The 20,552-nt window shown below is 46.0% G+C and carries 19 protein-coding genes and 2 pseudogenes; 13 read left to right on the forward strand and 8 right to left on the reverse strand.

What is annotated here, in order from left to right:
- Positions 1–113 precede the first annotated feature (113 nt).
- From dnaK to V7K31_RS20005, 4 genes are all read left to right on the forward strand, one after another.
- Positions 114–2,072 carry a molecular chaperone DnaK gene (gene dnaK, locus V7K31_RS19990; RefSeq protein ID WP_335096371.1) on the forward strand — a complete coding sequence of 653 codons (1,959 nt, stop codon included), beginning with the start codon at positions 114–116 and terminating at the stop codon, positions 2,070–2,072.
- An 18-nt stretch (positions 2,073–2,090) separates the two neighbouring features.
- Positions 2,091–2,282 (forward strand): hypothetical protein, encoded by a 192-nt coding sequence (locus tag V7K31_RS19995; protein WP_335096372.1) that lies wholly within the window; start codon positions 2,091–2,093, stop codon positions 2,280–2,282.
- Between the two features lie 322 nt (positions 2,283–2,604).
- Positions 2,605–2,904 (forward strand): type II toxin-antitoxin system HicA family toxin, encoded by a 300-nt coding sequence (locus tag V7K31_RS20000; RefSeq protein ID WP_335096373.1) that lies wholly within the window; start codon positions 2,605–2,607, stop codon positions 2,902–2,904.
- Positions 2,891–3,214: a type II toxin-antitoxin system HicB family antitoxin gene (locus tag V7K31_RS20005; RefSeq protein WP_335096374.1), complete on the forward strand. Its 324-nt coding sequence runs from the start codon at positions 2,891–2,893 to the stop codon at positions 3,212–3,214. The genes V7K31_RS20000 and V7K31_RS20005 overlap by 14 nt, the downstream gene beginning before the upstream one ends.
- Positions 3,215–3,581: 367 nt before the next feature.
- On the opposite strand, the gene V7K31_RS20010 is transcribed toward V7K31_RS20005, so the two are convergent.
- Complete coding sequence (locus V7K31_RS20010) at positions 3,582–3,851, reverse strand: hypothetical protein (RefSeq protein ID WP_335096375.1); 270 nt, start codon at positions 3,849–3,851, stop codon at positions 3,582–3,584.
- Positions 3,852–4,100: 249 nt separating this feature from the next.
- On the opposite strand from V7K31_RS20010, the gene dnaJ reads away from it, so the two are divergent.
- From dnaJ to V7K31_RS20035, 5 genes and pseudogenes are all read left to right on the forward strand, one after another.
- A complete protein-coding gene (gene dnaJ, locus V7K31_RS20015) occupies positions 4,101–5,231 on the forward strand; it encodes a molecular chaperone DnaJ (RefSeq protein WP_334829079.1) in 1,131 nt (376 codons plus the stop codon).
- 2 nt (positions 5,232–5,233) lie between these two features.
- Entirely contained in the window at positions 5,234–5,488 is a 255-nt protein-coding gene (locus tag V7K31_RS20020) for a sulfurtransferase TusA family protein (protein ID WP_334829077.1), read from the forward strand.
- Entirely contained in the window at positions 5,485–6,624 is a 1,140-nt protein-coding gene (rsgA, locus tag V7K31_RS20025; protein ID WP_335096376.1) for a small ribosomal subunit biogenesis GTPase RsgA, read from the forward strand. Before V7K31_RS20020 ends, rsgA begins: the two co-directional genes overlap by 4 nt.
- 192 nt (positions 6,625–6,816) lie before the next feature.
- A complete protein-coding gene (locus V7K31_RS20030; RefSeq protein WP_335096377.1) occupies positions 6,817–7,557 on the forward strand; it encodes a Uma2 family endonuclease in 741 nt (246 codons plus the stop codon).
- A gap of 43 nt (positions 7,558–7,600) precedes the next feature.
- Positions 7,601–8,170: pseudogene (locus tag V7K31_RS20035) on the forward strand (Uma2 family endonuclease).
- 19 nt (positions 8,171–8,189) lie between these two features.
- On the opposite strand, the gene cydB reads toward V7K31_RS20035, so the two are convergent.
- Both cydB and V7K31_RS20045 read right to left on the reverse strand, forming a co-directional pair.
- Positions 8,190–9,197: a cytochrome d ubiquinol oxidase subunit II gene (gene cydB, locus V7K31_RS20040; RefSeq protein WP_335096379.1), complete on the reverse strand. Its 1,008-nt coding sequence runs from the start codon at positions 9,195–9,197 to the stop codon at positions 8,190–8,192.
- 66 nt (positions 9,198–9,263) lie between these two features.
- Positions 9,264–10,706 (reverse strand): cytochrome ubiquinol oxidase subunit I, encoded by a 1,443-nt coding sequence (locus tag V7K31_RS20045; protein ID WP_335096380.1) that lies wholly within the window; start codon positions 10,704–10,706, stop codon positions 9,264–9,266.
- 119 nt (positions 10,707–10,825) lie between these two features.
- Between V7K31_RS20045 and V7K31_RS20050 the strand changes: the two genes are divergently transcribed.
- A complete protein-coding gene (locus V7K31_RS20050; protein ID WP_335096381.1) occupies positions 10,826–12,415 on the forward strand; it encodes a glycoside hydrolase family 57 protein in 1,590 nt (529 codons plus the stop codon).
- Between the two features lie 70 nt (positions 12,416–12,485).
- Positions 12,486–12,551, forward strand: coding sequence for a DUF6888 family protein (locus V7K31_RS31920; RefSeq protein WP_442941340.1), 66 nt, complete (start codon positions 12,486–12,488; stop codon positions 12,549–12,551).
- A gap of 10 nt (positions 12,552–12,561) precedes the next feature.
- Here V7K31_RS31920 and V7K31_RS20055 read toward each other — a convergent pair.
- From V7K31_RS20055 to petC, 5 genes and pseudogenes are all read right to left on the reverse strand, one after another.
- Positions 12,562–13,020, reverse strand: a pseudogene (locus V7K31_RS20055) (Uma2 family endonuclease); the annotation flags it as partial.
- Positions 13,021–13,089: 69 nt separating this feature from the next.
- A complete protein-coding gene (locus V7K31_RS20060; protein WP_335096383.1) occupies positions 13,090–13,344 on the reverse strand; it encodes a hypothetical protein in 255 nt (84 codons plus the stop codon).
- Between the two features lie 34 nt (positions 13,345–13,378).
- Positions 13,379–14,446, reverse strand: a complete 1,068-nt coding sequence (locus V7K31_RS20065) for an SDR family oxidoreductase (protein ID WP_335096384.1) — start codon at positions 14,444–14,446, stop codon at positions 13,379–13,381.
- 554 nt (positions 14,447–15,000) lie between these two features.
- Positions 15,001–16,005: a cytochrome f gene (gene petA, locus V7K31_RS20070; protein WP_335096385.1), complete on the reverse strand. Its 1,005-nt coding sequence runs from the start codon at positions 16,003–16,005 to the stop codon at positions 15,001–15,003.
- A 136-nt stretch (positions 16,006–16,141) separates the two neighbouring features.
- Positions 16,142–16,681 (reverse strand): cytochrome b6-f complex iron-sulfur subunit, encoded by a 540-nt coding sequence (gene petC / locus V7K31_RS20075; protein WP_334829058.1) that lies wholly within the window; start codon positions 16,679–16,681, stop codon positions 16,142–16,144.
- A gap of 229 nt (positions 16,682–16,910) precedes the next feature.
- Here petC and V7K31_RS20080 point away from each other — a divergent pair, with 229 nt between their 5' ends.
- Both V7K31_RS20080 and V7K31_RS20085 read left to right on the forward strand, forming a co-directional pair.
- On the forward strand, positions 16,911–17,219 hold the full coding sequence (locus V7K31_RS20080; protein ID WP_335096387.1) for a DUF3067 family protein: 309 nt from the start codon (positions 16,911–16,913) through the stop codon (positions 17,217–17,219).
- 266 nt (positions 17,220–17,485) lie between these two features.
- Positions 17,486–20,545: a response regulator gene (locus V7K31_RS20085; protein WP_335096388.1), complete on the forward strand. Its 3,060-nt coding sequence runs from the start codon at positions 17,486–17,488 to the stop codon at positions 20,543–20,545.
- Positions 20,546–20,552: the final 7 nt, after the last annotated feature.

Here is a 20,552-nt window from a genome sequence, read left to right on the forward strand (position 1 = left end):
CTTGCTACCAGCAACAGGGGTTTCACAGACGTTATCCGCTAGCCTTGATTCATGCCAAAAAGTTAGTCCGCGACAGATTACAGTAGAAAAACTCAGTAAAAATACTGGTAAATATGGGAAAAGTTATTGGGATCGACTTAGGCACTACTAACAGTTGCGTCGCAGTTTTGGAAGGCGGTCAACCACTTGTGATCGCCAGTTCTGAAGGTGGACGAACTACTCCTAGTATTTTGGGATTTGGGAAGAGTGGCGATCGCTTGGTTGGTCAATTGGCAAAGCGCCAAGCCGTAACCAATGCCGAAAACACAATTTACAGTATTAAACGATTCATCGGGCGGCGTTGGGAAGACACTCAAACAGAACGCGATCGCGTTCCCTACAACTGTGTCAAAGGTCGAGATGATACCGTTGATGTCCAAATTCGCTCAAAGAATTACACGCCACAAGAACTATCTGCCATGATCCTGCAAAAGCTCAAGCAGGATGCAGAAAACTTCTTGGGTGAGGAGGTCACTCAGGCAGTGATCACCGTACCCGCATATTTCACAGATGCCCAAAGACAAGCAACTAAAGATGCTGGCACGATTGCTGGACTAGAAGTTCTGCGAATCATCAACGAACCAACAGCTGCGGCTTTAGCCTTTGGATTGGAAAAGCAAGACCAAGAGCAGCTAATTTTAGTATTCGACTTGGGAGGCGGTACGTTCGACGTCTCGATCCTGCAACTTGGGGATGGCGTTTTTGAAGTTAAGGCAACTTGTGGTAACAACCACTTAGGTGGAGACGACTTTGATAATGCGATCGTGCTTTGGATGATGGAACACTTTCAGCAAGAGGAAAAAATCGACCTTTCCCAAGATAAGATGGCACTGCAACGCCTGCGGGAAGCGGCAGAAAAGGCAAAAATTGAACTCTCCAGCATAGTGAATACCTCCATCAACTTGCCCTTTATCACGGCTGATGACACAGGACCAAAGCATCTGGAGATGGAACTTAGCCGCTCTAAATTTGAAGAACTCGCAGGAAAATTAATTGAAGCGACCATCGAACCAATGATCCAAGCGCTCAAAGATGCGGATCTCAAACCACCAGCCATAGAGCGGATTATTTTAGTAGGTGGTTCTACCCGCATTCCCGCAGTCCAAAACGCGCTAATTAAGTTTTTCAATGGCAAAGCTCCCGATCGCTCGATCAACCCTGATGAAGCGGTAGCATTGGGAGCGGCTATTCAAGCAGGTGTGTTGGGTGGCGAAGTCGATAATCTCTTACTATTGGATATCACCCCTCTGTCCTTGGGACTTGAAACTTTGGGTGAAGTGTTCACCAAAATCATTGAACGCAACACCACAATTCCTACGAGTCGGTCACAAGTTTTTTCCACAGCAGTTGATGGGCAAACCTCGGTGGAAATTCACATCCTCCAAGGTGAACGGGCAATGTCACGAGATAACAAGAGTCTCGGCAAGTTTTTGCTAGCAGGAATTCCCCCATCGCCCCGTGGTGTGCCTCAAATTGAAGTATCCTTTGAAATCGATGTCAACGGCATCCTGAAGGTTTCTGCCCAAGACAAAGGTACAGGTAGAGAACAGAGTATTCGGATTACCAATACAGGTGGCTTGAGTAATAACGAAGTCGAACGGATGCGCCAAGAGGCGGAACTGTTTGCCGAAGAAGATAGAAAACGTAAAGAACTGGTTGAACTGAAAAACCAAGCTGATAATCTGTTGTTCAGTTACGAATCCACCATCAAGGATAATGGCAACTTTATCGGCGAGCAGATGAAAACCTTGGCCAGTGAAAAAGTTTCACAACTCCAAGCTGCCATGATTGACTCCAGTGTTTCCACAGTGGAATTTAAGCAACGTTTAGAGGACTTCCAACAAACCCTGCTGGCAATTGGAGCTGATGTTTACAATCGAGCTAACAGCCAAAGTGATGAGATTGAGGAGGCTTCAGCTAGTCTCTTGACCCCAGAAATGGACTCACCAATGAATGGCACACTAATACCACAATTCAACTTTGATTTTGACGAAGAAAATACCGCACAGGCTGATTACGAGGCGATAGATTAGGGGCATGGGGCATGGGGCATGGGGCATGGGGCATGGGGCATGGGGCATGGGGCATGGGGCATGGGGCATGGGGCATGGGGTGACTACGGGCGATGGCTACCGCAGCAAGCTACGCTCCCTGTAACCGTGTCACAATCCCCTAAAATACCCCTCACTCTTCCCTTCCAATGGCTGCATTGCCTAGAACCAGCTTTTAGATTGTCTCGTTAAGAGTCTCCGACTAGGAACGCCATTCTAGAGGCTCGGCCTCCCTTGCTGGCGGCAGAGCCGCCAAGAGCAGCATTTCCAGCCTCTGGCTGGAAACGAGGTTTTAAAAGGGTTTGCGCTTAAGTTGACATCAATGCTACGGGCGAGATGCCTACGGCGGCAAGCTACGCTCCCTATACCCGTGTCACAATCCCCTAAAATACCTCTCACTCTTCCCTTCCAATGGCTGCATTGGGTATTGGACATTGGCAAGGACAATGGCAGTTACCTTAATCTTTAACATTTTGCAAAGTGTAACAAATTTAGTAAAATATAGTATCATCTGGTGATACTATATAAATGGAACTTACGTAGTAAACAGCAAAAAACTTTTGATGCCCTTTTTCAAAACCCCACCAGATCCAATATTTTCTGGAGTGATATAGAGTCTTTATTAATTGCTCTTGGTGCAGAGGTTTCAGTTGGAAGAGGGTCAAGAGTCCGATTTGCTCTTGATGATATAAGAGCCACATTTCACAGACCACACCCTGAAAAAGAAACTGACAAAGGCGTTGTTAAGTCGATGCGACGATTTTTGACAGAAGCGGGGATTAAAAAAACGGGGACTGAAAATGATGAAATATAAAGGATATGAGGCAATTGTAGAATTTGACGCTGAAGCAGAAATTTTTCACGGTGAAGTAATTAATATTCGGGACGTGATTACTTTTCAAGGTAGTAGCGTAGACGAACTTAAGCTTGCTTTTTCTGATTCAGTGGATGATTATTTAGATTTTTGTAGAGAACGTGGAGAGGAGCCTGATAAGCCATTCTCTGGTAAATTCATGGTCAGAATTGACCCTGATTTACACAAAAAAATTGTACTTAAAGCAAGGAAAGAAGGACAAAGCCTTAACTCCTTGGTCGAAAAAAGCTTATGTCTCTATGCTGGCTAAAAATATATTGATTGTGACATGACTCCTTTCCTGTTGGTACGCAGCAACTAAAGAATCACTTCAAAGACTTCCTAGTTACTCCCTTACAGGATTTCGACTTTGACCTAGACCGGAGGCGGAGCGTCTCCGGCTCCGCTGAGATATCTCAGTACAAGAGCAAACCGTCTGCATTGGCGTTTTGGATTCCCGACTGTCCATCGGTACTAATTAGTATCTTAATATATTAGTGGCAAATGCAACACTCGTAAATATAAAGCCGTGCTTCTAGCACGGGGTTTTAAACCCAACTTTTCGATAAATTTAGCAAAGTTTCACAAGACCCCAGCGCTTTGCTAGATTGTAGAAGCAAATTACTTTGGGCTAGGCACTATGCCAGTTCAGATGCAATCGAAAGCAATGGGTGGTTTTCCACACCTAATGGTGCGGCTAGCCCCTCTGGTTGATGGGCGAGGTTTTCCTCTCCTACGTAGCACAATTGTAAAAGAGACAGCCGACTCGGCAGTGAGAAGTCTGAGCAGAGGCTTCCCCTGTTCCTAACTTCTATCGCTTTTGTCGTCTCCCACGAGGAAAGCACCTGTTGCTCAAGATTTGTCGGTGATTTTTGTGAAAGGTAAAGGGTAAAATCAGTTATTAACAAAAATTAATTTTCTCTTCTGCCTGACCTCCGGCAAGCCGTCCTCTGAAGGACACTGCATTGCTCTTCCAGAGCTTTAGGCATAACGCCTTCCCACAGGGTAGCAAGTGACCGTGAGTGACCTTCTACTGTCCTTCGGGTGATGCCTCCGGCACGCCAAGGGCGAACGCCCGTCGCTCATGGGGGAAACCCCCTGTTCTGCGCGTCTGGCTCACCTTCTGCTTTCTTCCTTCTAACTTTTACCTTTGCTATATGGCCCGCGACTATTATGAAATCCTGGGTGTCTCTCGTGACACCGACAAAGAAGAAATCAAACAAGCCTATCGCCGTTTAGCCCGGAAGTATCACCCAGATGTGAACAAAGAACCCGGGGCGGAGGATCGCTTTAAAGAGATTAACCGCGCTTATGAGGTACTCTCGGAACCAGAAACCCGCGCTCGTTACGATCGCTTTGGCCCAGAGGGTGTGTCTGGTGCTGCTGGCGCGGGCTTCCAAGATGTCGGCGATATGGGCGGTTTTGCCGATATCTTTGAAAGCATTTTTAGTGGCTTTGCTGGCGGTATGGGTAGTCCCACTCAACAAAGACGGCGCAGTGGACCTGCCAGAGGTGATGACCTGCGGCTAGACCTGAAGTTAGACTTTCGGGAAGCAGTATTTGGCGGTGAAAAAGAAATTCGCATTTCCCATTTAGAAAATTGTGAAGTTTGTAGCGGTTCTGGTGCTAAACCTGGAACCCGCCCTCGGACTTGTTCCACTTGTACGGGATCGGGTCAAGTCCGTCGTGTCACCAGAACACCCTTTGGCAGTTTCACCCAAGTCTCGACTTGTCCCACCTGTAATGGGACAGGGATGGTAATTGAAGATAAGTGTGATGCGTGTGATGGTAAAGGCGCAAATCAAGTTACAAAGAAACTCAAAATTACCATTCCCGCCGGGGTGGATAATGGCACACGCTTGCGGATTTCTAGTGAAGGAGATGCTGGTCAACGTAGTGGTCCTCCTGGGGATTTGTACGTTTACTTGTTCGTGAATGAGGACGAGGAATTCCAACGGGATGGAATTAATATTCTCTCGGAAATCAAAGTTAGCTACCTGCAAGCGATTTTAGGTTGTCGGTTTGAGGTAGATACGGTAGATGGTCCGGTGGAATTGATTATTCCAGCTGGAACCCAGCCGAATACGGTGATGAAGTTGGAAAATCGCGGCGTACCCCGTTTGGGTAATCCCGTCAGTCGTGGGGATCATATGCTGAACGTATTAATTGATATTCCCAACAAAGTCACCCCAGAGGAGAGGGAACTGTTGGAGAAGCTGGCTAAAATTAAGGGAGATCGCACTGGTAAAGGCGGTCTAGAAGGATTCTTGGGAAATCTATTTAAGTAATAATGAAGCCCTCTTCTGTTTTAACTCCCGATGCTCAACTTGATTTGCGCGGCACCCCTTGCCCAATTAATTTTGTGCGGACAAAACTACGTCTGGAGAAAATGCCATTGGGAGGTTTGCTAGAAGTCTGGCTAGACCCAGGTGAGCCGATTGAGCAGGTTCCCGATAGTCTGACAATGGCAGGTTATCAGGTGGAACAAATTACAGACTACACTAGTTATTTTTCTCTGTTAGTGCGCCGTCCAGTTGTTGAATGACAGGGGAAAATTTTACCGCAACTGGACAGTTATTGGGTACGGTGGTTGCTGTACAGGCTAATTTTTACCGAGTACAGCTAGATCAAGAGGATGGGGAGCAGAGGAGTCGGGGAGCAGAGGAGAAACTGGATTTGAATGCCCCTGTGCCCCTCTTCCCCCCTGCCCCCTTGACTCCCCTTCTCCTGTGTACTCGCCGAACCCGCCTGAAAAAAATTGGGCAACAGGTGATGGTGGGCGATCGCGTTGTGGTAGAAGAGCCAGATTGGGCTGGGGGACGGGGTGCGATCGCTGATGTCTTACCCCGCCAAAGTGAGTTAGATCGTCCAGCGATCGCCAATGTGAACCAAATCCTCTTGGTATTTGCCGTCGCCGATCCACCTTTGGAACCTTACCAGCTAAGTCGGTTTCTAATTAAGGCTGAGTCTACTGGTTTGGATGTGCTTTTATGCTTGAATAAAAGTGATTTAATTTCACCGCCAGAACAGCAGCAAATTAGCGATCGCCTACTTAGTTGGGGCTATCAACCGATATTTATCAGTGTTCAAGATGGTATAAATACTGAGCAAGCAGCCAGATATTTGAGCAATAAAATTACTGTAATTGCTGGGCCTTCCGGCGTTGGTAAATCTAGCCTGATTAATGCGCTGATTGACTCTGCCAAGCTGCGAGTCGGAGAAGTTTCTGGCAAACTGGCTCGTGGTCGTCATACCACTCGTCATATAGAATTATTTGAGTTACCTGAAGGTGGTTTGCTTGCAGATACTCCCGGCTTTAATCAGCCTGACATGAATTGTAACCCAGAAGAATTAATCCGTTATTTCCCGGAAGCCAGAAAGCGGTTGGCAATTGCTAACTGTCGGTTTAGTGATTGTGTGCATCGAGATGAGCCTGAGTGTGCGGTGCGCGGAGACTGGGAACGATATGAACATTATTTAGAATTTTTGGACGCTGCGATCGCTCATGAAACTCATTTGCATCAACAAGCTGATCCAGAATCCAGCTTGAAGTTAAAAAGCAAAAGCAAAGGCAAAGGGCAGAGTCAATACGAACCCAAGCTAGAAAGTAAGAAGTATCGCCGGATTTCCCGAAAGACTCAGTTACAAGACTTGCAAGAGTTATATCGGGATGAGGAATAAGCAATGCGATGTCTACGACGGGCTGTTCGGTGTCGCACTTCTCTATAGCGTTTCCTTTCCTAGTACATCATAACCCCCTCCCTGCAAGCGGGGAGGGGGGTTGGGGGTGGGGTTCTTGACCTCACTCAAGTGAGAACTTCTATATAAAAGTTTGTCACGATAGCATGGATACAAACAGAAAAACTATCTTCTATGTCTTTGCCCCTTGCCACCACCTCTAGTTTAGAAGCTGTCACTGAGAGTATAATTTTCCCACCAGGCGACATTTATAGTGACGAACCCCCGTTGGAATCTGATTTGCACCGAGAACAAATTGATTTACTGATCCGCCTGATTAAATGGTGGTGGCGCGATCGCCAGGATTTTTATGCTACCGGCAACCTGACTATCTATTTCAGCCCTAACCAGAAAAAATCAGAAGAATTTCGAGGCCCTGATTTCTTTGTGGTTTTAGATACAGAAAAAAAAGACCGCAAAAGCTGGGTTGTCTGGCAAGAAAATGGTAAATATCCCAATGTGATAATTGAGATGTTATCGGATTCCACTGCCTCAGTTGATAAAGGTTTGAAAAAGCAAATATACCAGAATACATTTCGCACTCCTGATTACTTCTGGTTTGATCCAAATAACCTAGAATTGCAGGGATTTCACATAGTTGATGGCCAATATCAAGAACTTGCTCCCACTGAGTTGGGTTGGTTGTGGAGTCAGCAGTTAGATATGTATTTAGGAGTTGAGTCTGGTAAATTACGCTTTTTTACCCCAGATGGGCAGCTGGTAATATTGCCAGAAGAAGAAGCAAACCAACAGTTGCAACAAGCAAATCAACAATTGCAGCAAGCGAATCAACAATTAGAACAGGAACGCCAACGGGCTGAAAAATTGGCAGAACGCTTACGAGCCACAGGTATTGATCCTGAGCAAATATTCTGAAAATAGAATTTTATCTCTAAACTAGGCATGGAAAAATAGTGCTATGAACCAAACAATATCTGATCGAGTCCGTTGGACAACCTCAGACTTAGAATTACTCACAACTGACGAATGGAAGCGCTATGAAATTATTGACGGAGAACTATTTGTAACTAGAGCGCCTCACTGGAGACATCAAGGGACTACGGGAAATATATGCTTAGAGTTACAAATTTGGTCTCGCTCTAGTGGGCTGGGGGAAACCCGTCAAGCTCCCGGTATAATTTTTACAGATGCGGATAATGTCATACCGGATGTAGTTTGGATTAGTCATGAGCGTTTAGCACTATTGCTAGATGACCAAGGGCATTTGAGAGGAGCGCCAGAACTGATTGCAGAAGTGCTTTCTCCTGGGACAACCAACGAACGCTAAGACACAGAAGCCAAGCTCAAACTATACTCATCCACAGGAGTTCAAGAATATTGGATTGCAAATTGGCAATTACAGCAGCTAGAAGTTTATCGCAGAGAAGCTGCCCAATTAAAACTGATTGCAACCTTGCTGGCTGATGACGAAATCACATCACCACTTTTACCAGGTTTTGGTGTTCGAGTTCAGCGTTTTTTTGGATAATTCTGGCGAAAACTTATTTTCAATAATGTGTGCCTGCCACTTTCCCTCGAAACACAATGTAATTGTAGATGTTGTAAAACAACATAATGGGAATAAGAAAGCCAATGAAGATAATCATGAAGACTAATGCACTAGGTGCTGCGGCTGCCTGATAAATGGTGATGCCTGGGGGGATGATATAGGGAAAAACAACTAATCCTAACCCCACAAAGGTAAGTAGGAAAAGCAGTACTGTCCAAACGAGGGGAGTAGTTTCTTCTTTGCGGTTTAGACTTCTAATCAATAACCCAATCAGCAACACACCTAGCACTGGAATGAGTGAGAATAGATACACTTCCGGCTGGTGAAATAACTTTGCCCTGGCATTTTCATACACAATAGGGGTGGCGATCGTGATTAAGATTGCACCTAACAGAGTTGTCCAGGCAGCGAGTTTGGCTGTGCGGTAATGAGACGTTTGCAGTTCTCCCTCAGTTTTTAAGATCAGATAAGTGGAGCCAATCAATACATAACCCTGGATCAATGTCAAGGCAACCAAGAGCGATCGCCAATCAAGCCAGTCCCACATGCCGCCGATAAAGTGACCCGCTTCATCCACCGTAATGCCTTCCAAAATGCTCCCCAAGGCAAATCCTTGAAACAGCGCCGCCATGAAACTACCGACTCCAAACGCCACATTCCAAAACATTTTGTTCGTAGAATGCTCTCGAAACTCAAAGGCCACAGCCCGAAAAATCAAGCCAAAGATCATCCCAAAAATGGGAATGTAGAGCGCATTCAGAATGGTGCCATAAGCGAGAGGAAATGCCCCAAACAACGCACCTCCCATTAATACCAACCAAGTTTCATTTGCATCCCAAATATTACCCAAACTCGTCATTAAGATGTCGCGTCGGTCGTCATTGGAACTAGTTAGCGATAGGATGCCTACGCCTAGATCAAACCCGTCTAACATGACGTAGAGAAATAAAAACAGAGCCAAGATGACAAACCAGACCTGCGCTAAAAAGTGTTCTAGATTCTCCATACAGTTACCTATTGATTTACCATACTTAGCACGGGCTAAACCCTAGCTATCCGCTAACAGCACTCTTCATTGCTCTGCTTCAACAGGGCGTTGATCTGGAACAAATTTAGCCGGAGTAGTTTCTACCGCAGGTTGAGTGTCAATACCTGGAACCGGAAGCTCCAGATTCGGGCCTTGACGAATGATCCGACTACCAAAGAATAAGGCACAAATAAACAGGGCTGTATAAATTCCAGCAAAAATCACCAGAGATGTTAAGACCTCACTAGCAGGTAGATGGGAAGCTCCATCTGCCGTGCGAATTTGCCCGTAAAGCACCCAAGGTTGACGCCCAACACAACGCACAATCCACCCCGATTCGACGGCAATGTAGCCCAGTGGAGCCGCCAAAATCCAGATTCGCAGTAGCCATTTCTGCTGGGCGATCGCCTCTGATGAGAGTTTACCCCGCAACCACTGAATCACACTGAGGCCCATCAATCCAGCTAAAAAGAAGCCAATGCCGCTCATCATGCGGAAGGCGTAATAAATCAAACCCACCATCCGGGGGCGATCTTCAGGTTTCCAATGTTTCAGTCCGAGAACGGGTTTAGAGAGGTTCTTTTTGAATTCTAAAATGTAGCCTAAGCCGTTGGGAATTGAGATTTCCCAGTCGTTTTGCTCGGTCTGATTATTGGGCAATGCCACTACACTCCAGGGAGCAGGCTGACCAGCAGGAGAGGTTTCCCACTTGGCTTCCATTGCCGCGAGTTTGGTAGGCTGATAGTCAGCTACCTGCTCGGCGCTGAGGTGTCCGATATAGATTTGTAATGGGGTGACAGCGATCGCAGTTGCCAAGACAATTTTGAGCGATCGCGCAAAGAAAGCCTGATGACGGTTATTGAGAATATACCAGGCGCTAATTCCCCCAATCACAAACAGAGAAGTTTCCAGCGTGGCCAAAAACATATGCGAGACGCTGTTGACCATGAAGGGATTTAAGATTGCCTGAAAGTAATCATCTACAACAAACTTCCCATTTACCATTTCTCCGCCTGCTGGAGTCTGCAACCAAGAGTTTGCTGCTAAAATCCAGAAGGTAGATAGGTTTGCGCCAAAGGCAACCATAATTGTGGCAAAATAGTGAATCACCGGGTTTACCCGTTCCCAGCCAAACAGCATAATGCCCAGAAATCCGGCTTCTAGCATGAATGCCATCGAAGCCTCAAAACCTAAAATGCTACCAAAAAAGTCGCCTACCGCTTCCGAAAACGGTGCCCAGTTCGTGCCAAATTGAAACTCCATCGGCAAGCCGGATGCTACACCAATGCCAAAGTTCAACACATATAGCTTTGCCCAGAAACGAGCATGGTGGTAATAATCAGGATTGCGTGTTTTTAGCCACATTCCTTCGACAATAACCAGATAAATCCCCATCCCAGTGGTCAGAACAGGCCATAGCATATGAAAGATTGCCGTCAGTGCAAACTGCATCCGCGATAGGGCAACGGTGTCAGATAGAAAATCCATTTTAACTAAATTTAAAACTGCTATAAATCTACCTTACGATCCCCATAAAGTCTTAAAATATTGTTGATTTCTGCCCAACCTCTCGACCTTCAACTTACAAGTATCACCCCAAAATCATTATGGCTATCGGCTACGTCGCGCTTGTACTCCACGCACATCTACCCTTCGTTCGTCACCCGGAAAGTGACTACGTGCTGGAGGAAGAATGGCTTTATGAAGCCATCACAGAAACCTACATCCCCTTATTGAAAGTATTTGAAGGCTTAAAGCGAGACGGTATCGACTTTAAAATCACGATGAGTATGACACCGCCCCTAGTGTCGATGCTTCGCGATCCTCTGCTTCAAGAACGCTATGAAGCACACTTAGCCCAACTAGAAAAACTTATAGAACTAGAAGCAGAACATAATGTCAATAATGGGCATCTTCGTTATTTAGCCGAACATTATGCTACTGAGTTTAAGGAAGCGCGTCAGCTATGGGAAAGCTATAACGGTGACTTGGTGACAGCTTTTAAGAAGTTCCAAGACAGTAATAACCTGGAAATCATCACTTGCGGCGCTACCCACGGCTATTTGCCGTTGATGAAAATGTATCCAGAAGCAGTGTGGGCACAGATTCAGGTAGCGTGCGAACATTACGAACAAACCTTTGGACAAGCACCCAGAGGCATTTGGTTGCCGGAATGCGCCTACTATGAAGGTTTAGACCGGATGCTAGCGGATGCTGGGTTACGCTACTTCCTCACCGATGGGCATGGCATCCTTTACGCCCGTCCCCGTCCACGCTTTGGTACTTATGCCCCAATTTATACAGAAACTGGTGTTGCTGTCTTTGGTCGAGATCAGGAATCTTCCCAACAGGTATGGTCTTCTGAGGTGGGCTATCCTGGAGCGGCGGAATATCGAGAATTTTATAAAGATTTGGGCTGGGAAGCAGAATATGAGTACATCAAGCCCTACATCATGCCCAATGGTCAACGGAAAAATACGGGGATTAAGTATCACAAAATTACTGGACGTGGTTTAGGGCTGTCAGATAAGGCACTCTACGATCCCTATTGGGCTAAGGAAAAAGCAGCAGAACACGCTGCTAACTTTATGTATAACCGAGAGCGGCAATCGGAGAATCTCCATGCTCTAATGGGGCGATCGCCAATTATCGTTTCGCCTTATGACGCAGAGTTATTTGGACATTGGTGGTATGAAGGACCCTGGTTCCTCGATTACCTATTCCGCAAGTCGTGGTATGACCAAGGAACATATCAAATGACCCATTTAGCAGACTATTTGCGGGATCAGCCAACGCAACAAGTCTGTCGTCCTTCGCAGTCGAGTTGGGGTTTTAAGGGTTTCCACGAGTATTGGTTGAATGAAACGAATGCGTGGATTTACCCACATTTGCACAAAGCTGCTGAACGGATGATTGAAATCTCACACCTGGAACCAGAGGATGAGTTGGGGTGGAAAGCATTGAACCAAGCAGCGCGAGAATTGTTATTAGCACAATCTTCTGACTGGGCTTTTATTATGCGGACGGGAACAATGGTACCCTATGCAGTCAGACGGACGCGATCGCACTTGATGCGGTTCAATAAGCTCTACGAAGACGTGAAAATCGGCAAAATTGATAGTGGTTGGCTAGAAAAAGTCGAATTAATGGATAATATCTTCCCTGAAATCAACTATCGCGTTTACCGTCCGCTATAGTCTTCACAAAAAGTAATCAACAGTAGTAAGGTGGTCACTGTCCACCTTATATTAATAGTAAGGAGCGTTTATTTTACCAACAACAGAGCAAGCCTTAGCCTGTGTAAGGGTTTGTCAAATGCTGTCAAATCTTTAGTTGCCACTGGGAAATAATTACCATCGACCAAGTGTAAACCCTGGAGTTGGGGATTAAGATAATCGCCTGTAGGGTCATATTGGAAATATTCACCTACTCCCAGAAAGGCGTAAATTCCTTTCTTTGCACCTTGGTCTTTACTGCGGGTAGTTTTTGAGGTAATCTCTAGAACAAAATCTGGGGTTTGATTATTTTCTTCCCAGGTTTTGTAAGATCGTCTATCATGATTTTCCACTCCAAACACCACAAATACATCTGGTGCAACAGCTGATTCTGGATAACCTTTTTCGTAGTAAATAAATAGATTACCAGCGACGTATACATCTGGATGATTTTGGAAATAAATTTCCAGCACAGTGGTAGCGTATACGAGACACTTGCGCTGTAAATCACCTTCAGCCATCGGCTTACCGTCCTCATCTGGGTACTCAATTGGGGTAACAGGGATATACTCTACCGAGGCTGTCATGGCTAGTACCTCAACTCAACTAGGGCTAGATTAAATTTAGCATCTGAATTCTTTAGCCAAACTGACATTTTACTGACTGCGACATTTGGCAGCATGGCGTTCATAATCTTCAAATCTTAGCTTTGCGATCGCACTTCTAGAAATTGTTCTAGCAACAATTCCCTCCGCTCGATCCTTTGCGCCTTCATCAAGAGCAACACTAGTTTTAGGAATTATCTTTTTGAGAAATTCGTGTGTTTCCTGGATACTTACTGGCATTGCAGGAATTGTTGTAATTCGTGGTGTTAGTTCAAATCCATAATTAATTGCTCTGCTATTCAGCACCCATAAAACCCTACTAGTGCCACCCACGGAGGTTCTACGGGATCAACCGATCTGCGCGTAGTTGCTCGAACAGGTCGAAAAACGACTCGTCCGTTTTTTGGTATATAGAGAAGCCGAGTTTGCGGCTCTTCGACATGTCGGTCATGACCTCAATCGGACGCCCAAGATCAAGATCGGTGTGCCACGCAGACGACAGACGGCTCAGATCCGGCTCGGCGAGGCCATGCTGCTTTGCGATCTCGCGCCAGAGAGCATCTTCATTCGCCATTTCAGCTTCGAGCGGGTGGATTGTGCCGTCGAACCCGATAGGCTCGATGCCGAACCAGTCAGCCAGCCGCCCCCACAACCATATCCAGCGGAAGATGTCGCCATTGACGATGTTAAACGCCTCATTGTGGGCCGCTTCGGTCATCGCCGCCCAGACTAGGTGCTTCGCTAGCACCCGTGCGTCGGTCATGTCGGAGATGCCCTTCCACTGCGCTTCAGAACCTGGCCAGCGAAACGGGCGTCCGGTCTCCTTGCAAATCGCGGCATACACGGCCAGCGTCGTGCCGAGGTTCATTGCATTGCCGACCGCCTTTCCAATGATAGTGTGAGGGCGATGAATGCTCCAGGTGAAACCGTCACGGGCAGCTGCTGCATAGACCTCATCTTCCTGAGCATAATAGAAATTTTCGACATCGAGCCGCGGATGCTCCTCACGCAATGGAGTTTCTGGCAACGATCCGGCCTTGGCGTATGCATCGAATGGCCCAAGATAGTGCTTGAGTCCGGTGACGAGGGCGACGTGCTGCACCGTGTCCTTCGGTGACAGAACATCTAGCAGATTGCGAACCATTGTGCCGTTGACCCTGACGTTCTCGGCCTCTGTCGTATTACGCATCCACGTCGTGATGAAGATGTGCGTCGGGGCAATGTCTGACAGTGCAGTTTTCAGGCTAGCTAGATTGAGCAGATCGGCAGCAACAGGGCGTAACCCTTGCACCTCGTTTCTAAGATTTCGGGCCAACCCGTAGGTCGTCCATCCATTCGCGATCAGTTCCCGCGCAAGATAGCTGCCTATGATGCCACTTGCGCCCACAACTAAAGCTGTTCCATGCATGTCGTGTCTCCAGTTCCAGTACGGAAATTTTATATGTAATATCCAGATTTGGATATCAATACCTTCGCCAATTTTTTAGAAAGCCCACACAATGCGGGTTTCGGGATATAGGCTTAAAGCCCAATTCAAAAGCCTGAAACCATTGTAATCCAAGGGATTGAGCCTTTTTGTCTCCCCCTAACCCTCTAATTTTGGCAGAGGTATTGGATAATGCCTTCATCTTCATTAGCTTCATAAACATTAGAGACTTCCATAAGTTAATATAAATATTTTTGACTAATTACATAATCTTCCCGAAGGGAATTTGGATATAAATATTTAAGTCTCATGCACAGTTTCTTCATCTTCAACCTTTTCTTCCGCACAACTATCATTGGGTATAGTCCCTTATTCTTCCATAAATTCTTTTTGAAAAAGGTGTATTTTGTTTATTCTTTTAAAGCATTTACGTTCAAATACTAGCAGTCAAGTCCCAAATTTCCAGGCTTTGTGTAAATAACGTAAAAAAAGACAGGCATCTTGCCTGTCCTACAAATAATGATTGAACAAAAAAATTAGAAATTCATCTCAGCAGCTTGAACTTTCTCAACCTGTTTCTTCTTCAGCACTAGCATAACTTGAGCCAACATTACAAGAGCGATGAACGCAATCAACCATTTGACTCTAGAGGAATCTTGCAATACGATTTCTGCATCTTTTTGACCGAATCCACCGACGACGTTCGGGTTATTGGTCAAAGCATCACCAGTTTTAACTGTTTGCCCTTCGGAAACAATCAATTCTGGCCCTAAAGGAATCGTGTCAACAACAACATCACCGGATTCAGGTTGGATGTTTACTAGATATTTGACGTTCCCATCTGCATCTTCCTCTTTAGCTATCTTGGTAATTGTGCCAGTAGCGGAAGAGTTGTAAACAGTGTTGTTGCTCTTTTCGCCAGTGGGATAAACTTGTCCGCGTCCGCGATTAGCACCTACGTGAACTGAATATTTACCGAAGTGGATGTTCTTGTCGGTTGCGGGGTTGGGAGAAAGAACTGGGAAGACGATTTCTTGATACTGTTCACCGGGTAAAGGTCCGACGATGACGATGTTTGTTTTGTCTTCGCTGTAGGGTTGGAAGGGAGTGTCGCCAACTTCTTCTTTAAGTTCCTCGGAAAGACGATCTTCAGGAGCAATCTTAAAGCCTTCAGGTAGCATCAGTACAGCACCGACGTTCAAGCCAACTTTAGAACCATCGGCACCAACCTGCTGGGCGCTGGTATCGTAGGGGATTTTCACCACAGCTTTGAATACAGTATCAGGTAGCACCGATTGGGGAACTTCCACAACTGTCGGCTTGGCTGCTAGGTGACAGTTGGCACAAACAATCCGCCCGGTTGGTTCGCGGGGGGTTTCGGGATAGGTTTGCTGTGCCCAAAAGGGATAGGCGGCAGCAGATTGGGGAAGGGCTAGATCGCTGGTGAAGTAAAATGTCACGGTAGCGATCGCTATGAGCAATGTTTTGACGATCGCTCTAGCACTGCGAGTTAACCTCGCTGTTAAGAAAACATTTCTCATCTCTAATAAGGGCAACGATTGAATTAGTCATTAGTCATTAGTCATTGGGCATGGGGCATTGGGCATGGGGCATTGGGCATAGGGCATGATTATTTCTTCCTCACTCCCTCACTCAGCACTCAGCACTCAGCACTCATTAACTCCACCAAGGTGCATCACCAGTGCGGAAGTCGGTTTCAGTCCAACGGGTCAAAACAATTTTGTCGTCGTTTACTTTGGTATGAGCTAAAGCCAAAGATAGAGGTGCTGGTCCGCGAATAACCTTACCAGTTTCGTCATACTGGGAACCATGACAAGGACACTTAAATTTGTTCTCAGCAATGTTCCAGGGGACGACACAACCTAAGTGGGTGCAAATGGCGTTAATGCCATAATCTTTGATCGCCTCTTTGCTTTCTACCACAATATAGGTGGGATCTCCCTTTAGTCCTTGGACTAGGTTGCGATCGCCTTCATTCCGGTTTTCGAGAAATTTACTGACGCTAACATCGTTACCTAGCTCGTCTTTTGCTGTTGCACCACCACCAGCACCGCCAGTTACCGGTGGAATAAAGTACTTCACAACGGGATACAATGCACCCAGAGCCACTCCAGTGACAGTCCCAAAAGTGAGAAGATTCATGAACTGACGGCGCCCCATATCGGGCACGTCTGCTGATTCAGAAAATTGAGCCATAATCTACGCGCTCTTTGTGTATTTTGTTAAGCATTTTGACAACAGTACTAGTACTTGAGCAACTCTTGTCTAAGTCGAAATGCTAGCGCTCACAAGGATGCCATACTTCTTAGTTCCAAGACATATTTAGCATCTTTTCTGTTAGCATTACATTTCTTTATATCCTTATCATACTGGAGTCACGGAACTTAACATCATAACTAAATGTAAAATCTGATTGAGAAAAGCTATGACAGGACAGGAATTACGTCAGATGTTGCTTGATAAGTGGGGATATTCTTACGATGTCCAGTTGCGGCGGGCACAGGGAAAGATATTTTTGCAAGTAATGTGGAAATATCTGGAACAAGCTTCTTTTCCCTTGAGCGAGGCGGAGTACCAAGAGCATCTTGATAGCATTGCCAATTATCTTCATGGCTTGGGTGGGTCAACACAAGTACAAATTTTTATTGCCCAAACACGCGATCGCCCCCGGCTCGGCAAAGCTGTCAGCATTCCTCTAGATTTGGGCGATCGCGCTTCGGAATGGATATTATGACCTACCATTGCATTAACATTAATAAACTTCTGAATAATTACAGTATTTTTTATCCAAAAATACCATAACTTGCTCTAAAATTCCGTTGCCCATCGCTACATCTCTATTGGGCTGAATTAATAGAACTTCTCTATCGTTTAAAACCACTCCCAAGACTAAAACTACTCTCTCAGAGAGGTTTTAGCTTAGGCGATCGCTCTTTTGAAAAAAAACTTTTCGATTTTTAGATTCACAACTTTTGATTTCCAAAATCGCTTACTTCAGTTATGCAATCACCAAATCCGATCTCACTTTCCTCACTCACCTCTATACTGACGGCTTTAGAAGTGTGCAGTGATGAATCAGTATATTCTCCCGGTTATATTCAGCCGCATGGAATATTGCTGATGCTGCAAGAGCCACACCTGAGAATTTTGCAGATTAGTGAAAATGTGGAACAGTTTTTTGGGATTTCGGCAGAAGCATTGCTGGGTAAACCTTTACAACGGTTGTTTTCTGGCGATCAAGTGCAGCGACTTGCTGGCTATCTAGCTGAAGATAACCTGGAGCTTTGCAATCCATTTGAGCTAAAAACGCGGCGGAGGGTTGCCGAGACTGATTGGCAACGGAAAAATCAGACATTTACAGGTGTAATGCACCGGGTGGTAGATGGGTTGATCCTGGAACTAGAACCTGTGCGATCGCTCAAAAGTACCGATTCAACCCAGTCTTATCAGCGCCTGCAAGCCGTGATCGCCAATTTCCGTAATGCCACTAGCCTGAAGAATCTGGCTCAAACCCTTGCCAGAGAGGTGAAAGCAATGACTGGGTTTGATCGGGTTATGATCTACTGCTTTCTGGCAGACGACAGTGGCGTGGTGATTGCGGAGGAAAAACAGAGGCATCTAGAAAGCTACCTGGGACTGCACTATTTGGCAATAGATATTGCCCTGCCAGCCCGCAAGTTGTTTTGCCGCAACTGGATGCGATTTATTCCCGATATGAATTACACCCCTGTCTGCCTGATTCCCACCAACCATCCTCTGACGGATACACCCCTTGATCTGAGTAATTCTGTGTTACGAGGAGTGTATCCCTGTCACATTGAATACTTACAGAATATGGGAGTTGCTGGGTCGATGACGATTTCGTTGATCAACGACAAAGGGCTTTGGGGATTAATTGCCTGTCACCACTACAGCCCGAAACTAGTGGATTATGAAATTCGCAAAGCCTGTGAATTTTTAGGACAGTTTGCCTCGATTGAACTGGTGCATCAGCAAGAACGAGAATTGTATGTTTACCGAAGGCAGGTGAAAGCGATTCAGGATGAATTGCAACAGACGTTATTGCAGGAGTTCAATTTTATTGAGCAAGTGTTGATCCGAAATACTTTTCACTTGCTGGATCTAGTTCATGCTCAAGGAGCCGCGATTTTGCTTGACGGTCATCTGACATTAATTGGTCAAACGCCATTCGCTACCCAGGTGCAGGAGCTGGTGACGTGGTTAGTGCAACACAAGGGAGAACGAGTGCTTGCTACCGATTCGCTCTCACGTTTATATCCAGAAGCTAAGGCATTCAAAGATCAAGCCAGCGGCCTCCTGGCAATTTCAATTTTATTCAACCATGTCAAACAAAAGTCTTACCACATTATCTGGTTTCGACCGGAGCAAATCCAGACGGTGAATTGGGCAGGCAACCCCCACGATACGGTAACAATCAACGAAATTGGAGAGATGCAATTGTCTCCCCGGAAATCCTTTGAAATGTGGAAGGAAACCGTGCGGGAAACTTCTTTGCCTTGGGAGGTTACGGAACTGGAAGCCGCTACTGAGATGCGAAATACGCTGATGTTGGCAGTGCTGGAGTTTTCCCAGATCGCCCTAGAACAAGCCGCAGAACAAGCCGCGATCGCCAGCCGCGCCAAAAGCCAGTTCCTCGCTAAAATGAGCCACGAACTACGGACTCCCCTAAATGCCATTTTGGGATTTACTCAGTTGATGAATCGCAACGAGAAGATTCCATCTGAGTTTCAAGAAGATTTAGGCATCATCAGCCGCAGTGGAAAACACTTGCTAACTCTGATCAACGATGTGCTGGAAATGTCCAAAATTGAAGCGGGTCAGTTAGAGTTAACAGAAAGCTCTTTCGATTTGCATCAGCTAATCCACTCGACCAGAGATATGGTTGCTCTCAAAGCTTTAGAGAAAGGAATTGATCTGATCACAGAGCAGCATCTGAGCGTTCCTCGCTATGTGTATGGTGACAAATCAAAATTGCTGCAAATTCTGCTCAACCTATTAAGCAATGCGATCAAATTTACGACAACAGGCAGTGTCACCCTGCGATTCCAAGCTTTGACTAGGAGAGTCGGCAGCGTCAACTCACTTGATTCAATTTCTACCGATGATTCCAAACGAGTCATCACTCTTCATGTGGAAGTTGAAGATACTGGATGTGGTATCGCTCAGTCCGATCTGGAGACTGTGTTTGAAGCCTTCACGCAAACAGAACCAGGTCGCTATGTTCAAGGTACAGGCTTAGGCTTATCGATTAGCCGTCAGTTTGCCCGTTTAATGGGTGGTGATATTACAGCGCGAAGCACCCTGAATCAGAAGTCAACCTTCATTTGTGAGGTTTTACTGAGTCTGGTAAGCTCAGTGGATATCATTGCGCCGGAAACGACTCGCACTGTTATCGGTCTGGAACCGGGACAGCCCACTTATCGCATTCTGGTGGCGGAAGACTTGAGAGAAAATCGTCTGTTGCTCGTCAGGCTATTGGAATTAGTTGGGTTCGATGTCTGTGGAGTCGAGAACGGAAAGGAGGCGATCGCTCTGTGGTCAGAATGGCATCCCCACTTGATTTTGATGGACATTCAAATGCCTGTGATGGATGGCTACCAAACTACCCGGCAAATTCGAGGGAGCGAGGGAGGTAGAGAAGTAGTGATCATTGCATTGACAGCCTATGCCTTTGAGGAAGATTACAGCACCAGCATTCAAGCAGGCTGCAACGACCACATCACCAAACCATTTACAGAAGCTATCCTATTTGATCGGATGGCACACTACTTGGAAGTCCGCTACCGCTACAAGGAAGAAGCTTTACCAGGGTTAGACCAGCAAATCTTACTTCAGAAATCCCTAACCGCCAAAGATTTACAAGTAATGTCGCCAGAGTGGATTATTCAGGTGCAGGAAGCAGCTCTGGATCTCAACGATGCCAAACTCTACAATCTCATCGCCCAAATCCCCAACCAGGAGCAAGTTCTCGCCAATGCTCTGAAATCTCTGGTAGATAACTTCCAGCTGGAAGCGATCGCAATTCTAACCCAAACTTAGAGGATGT

The sequence above is a fragment of the Nostoc sp. genome, assembly GCF_036917675.1.
GTDB lineage: Bacteria > Cyanobacteriota > Cyanobacteriia > Cyanobacteriales > Nostocaceae > Nostoc.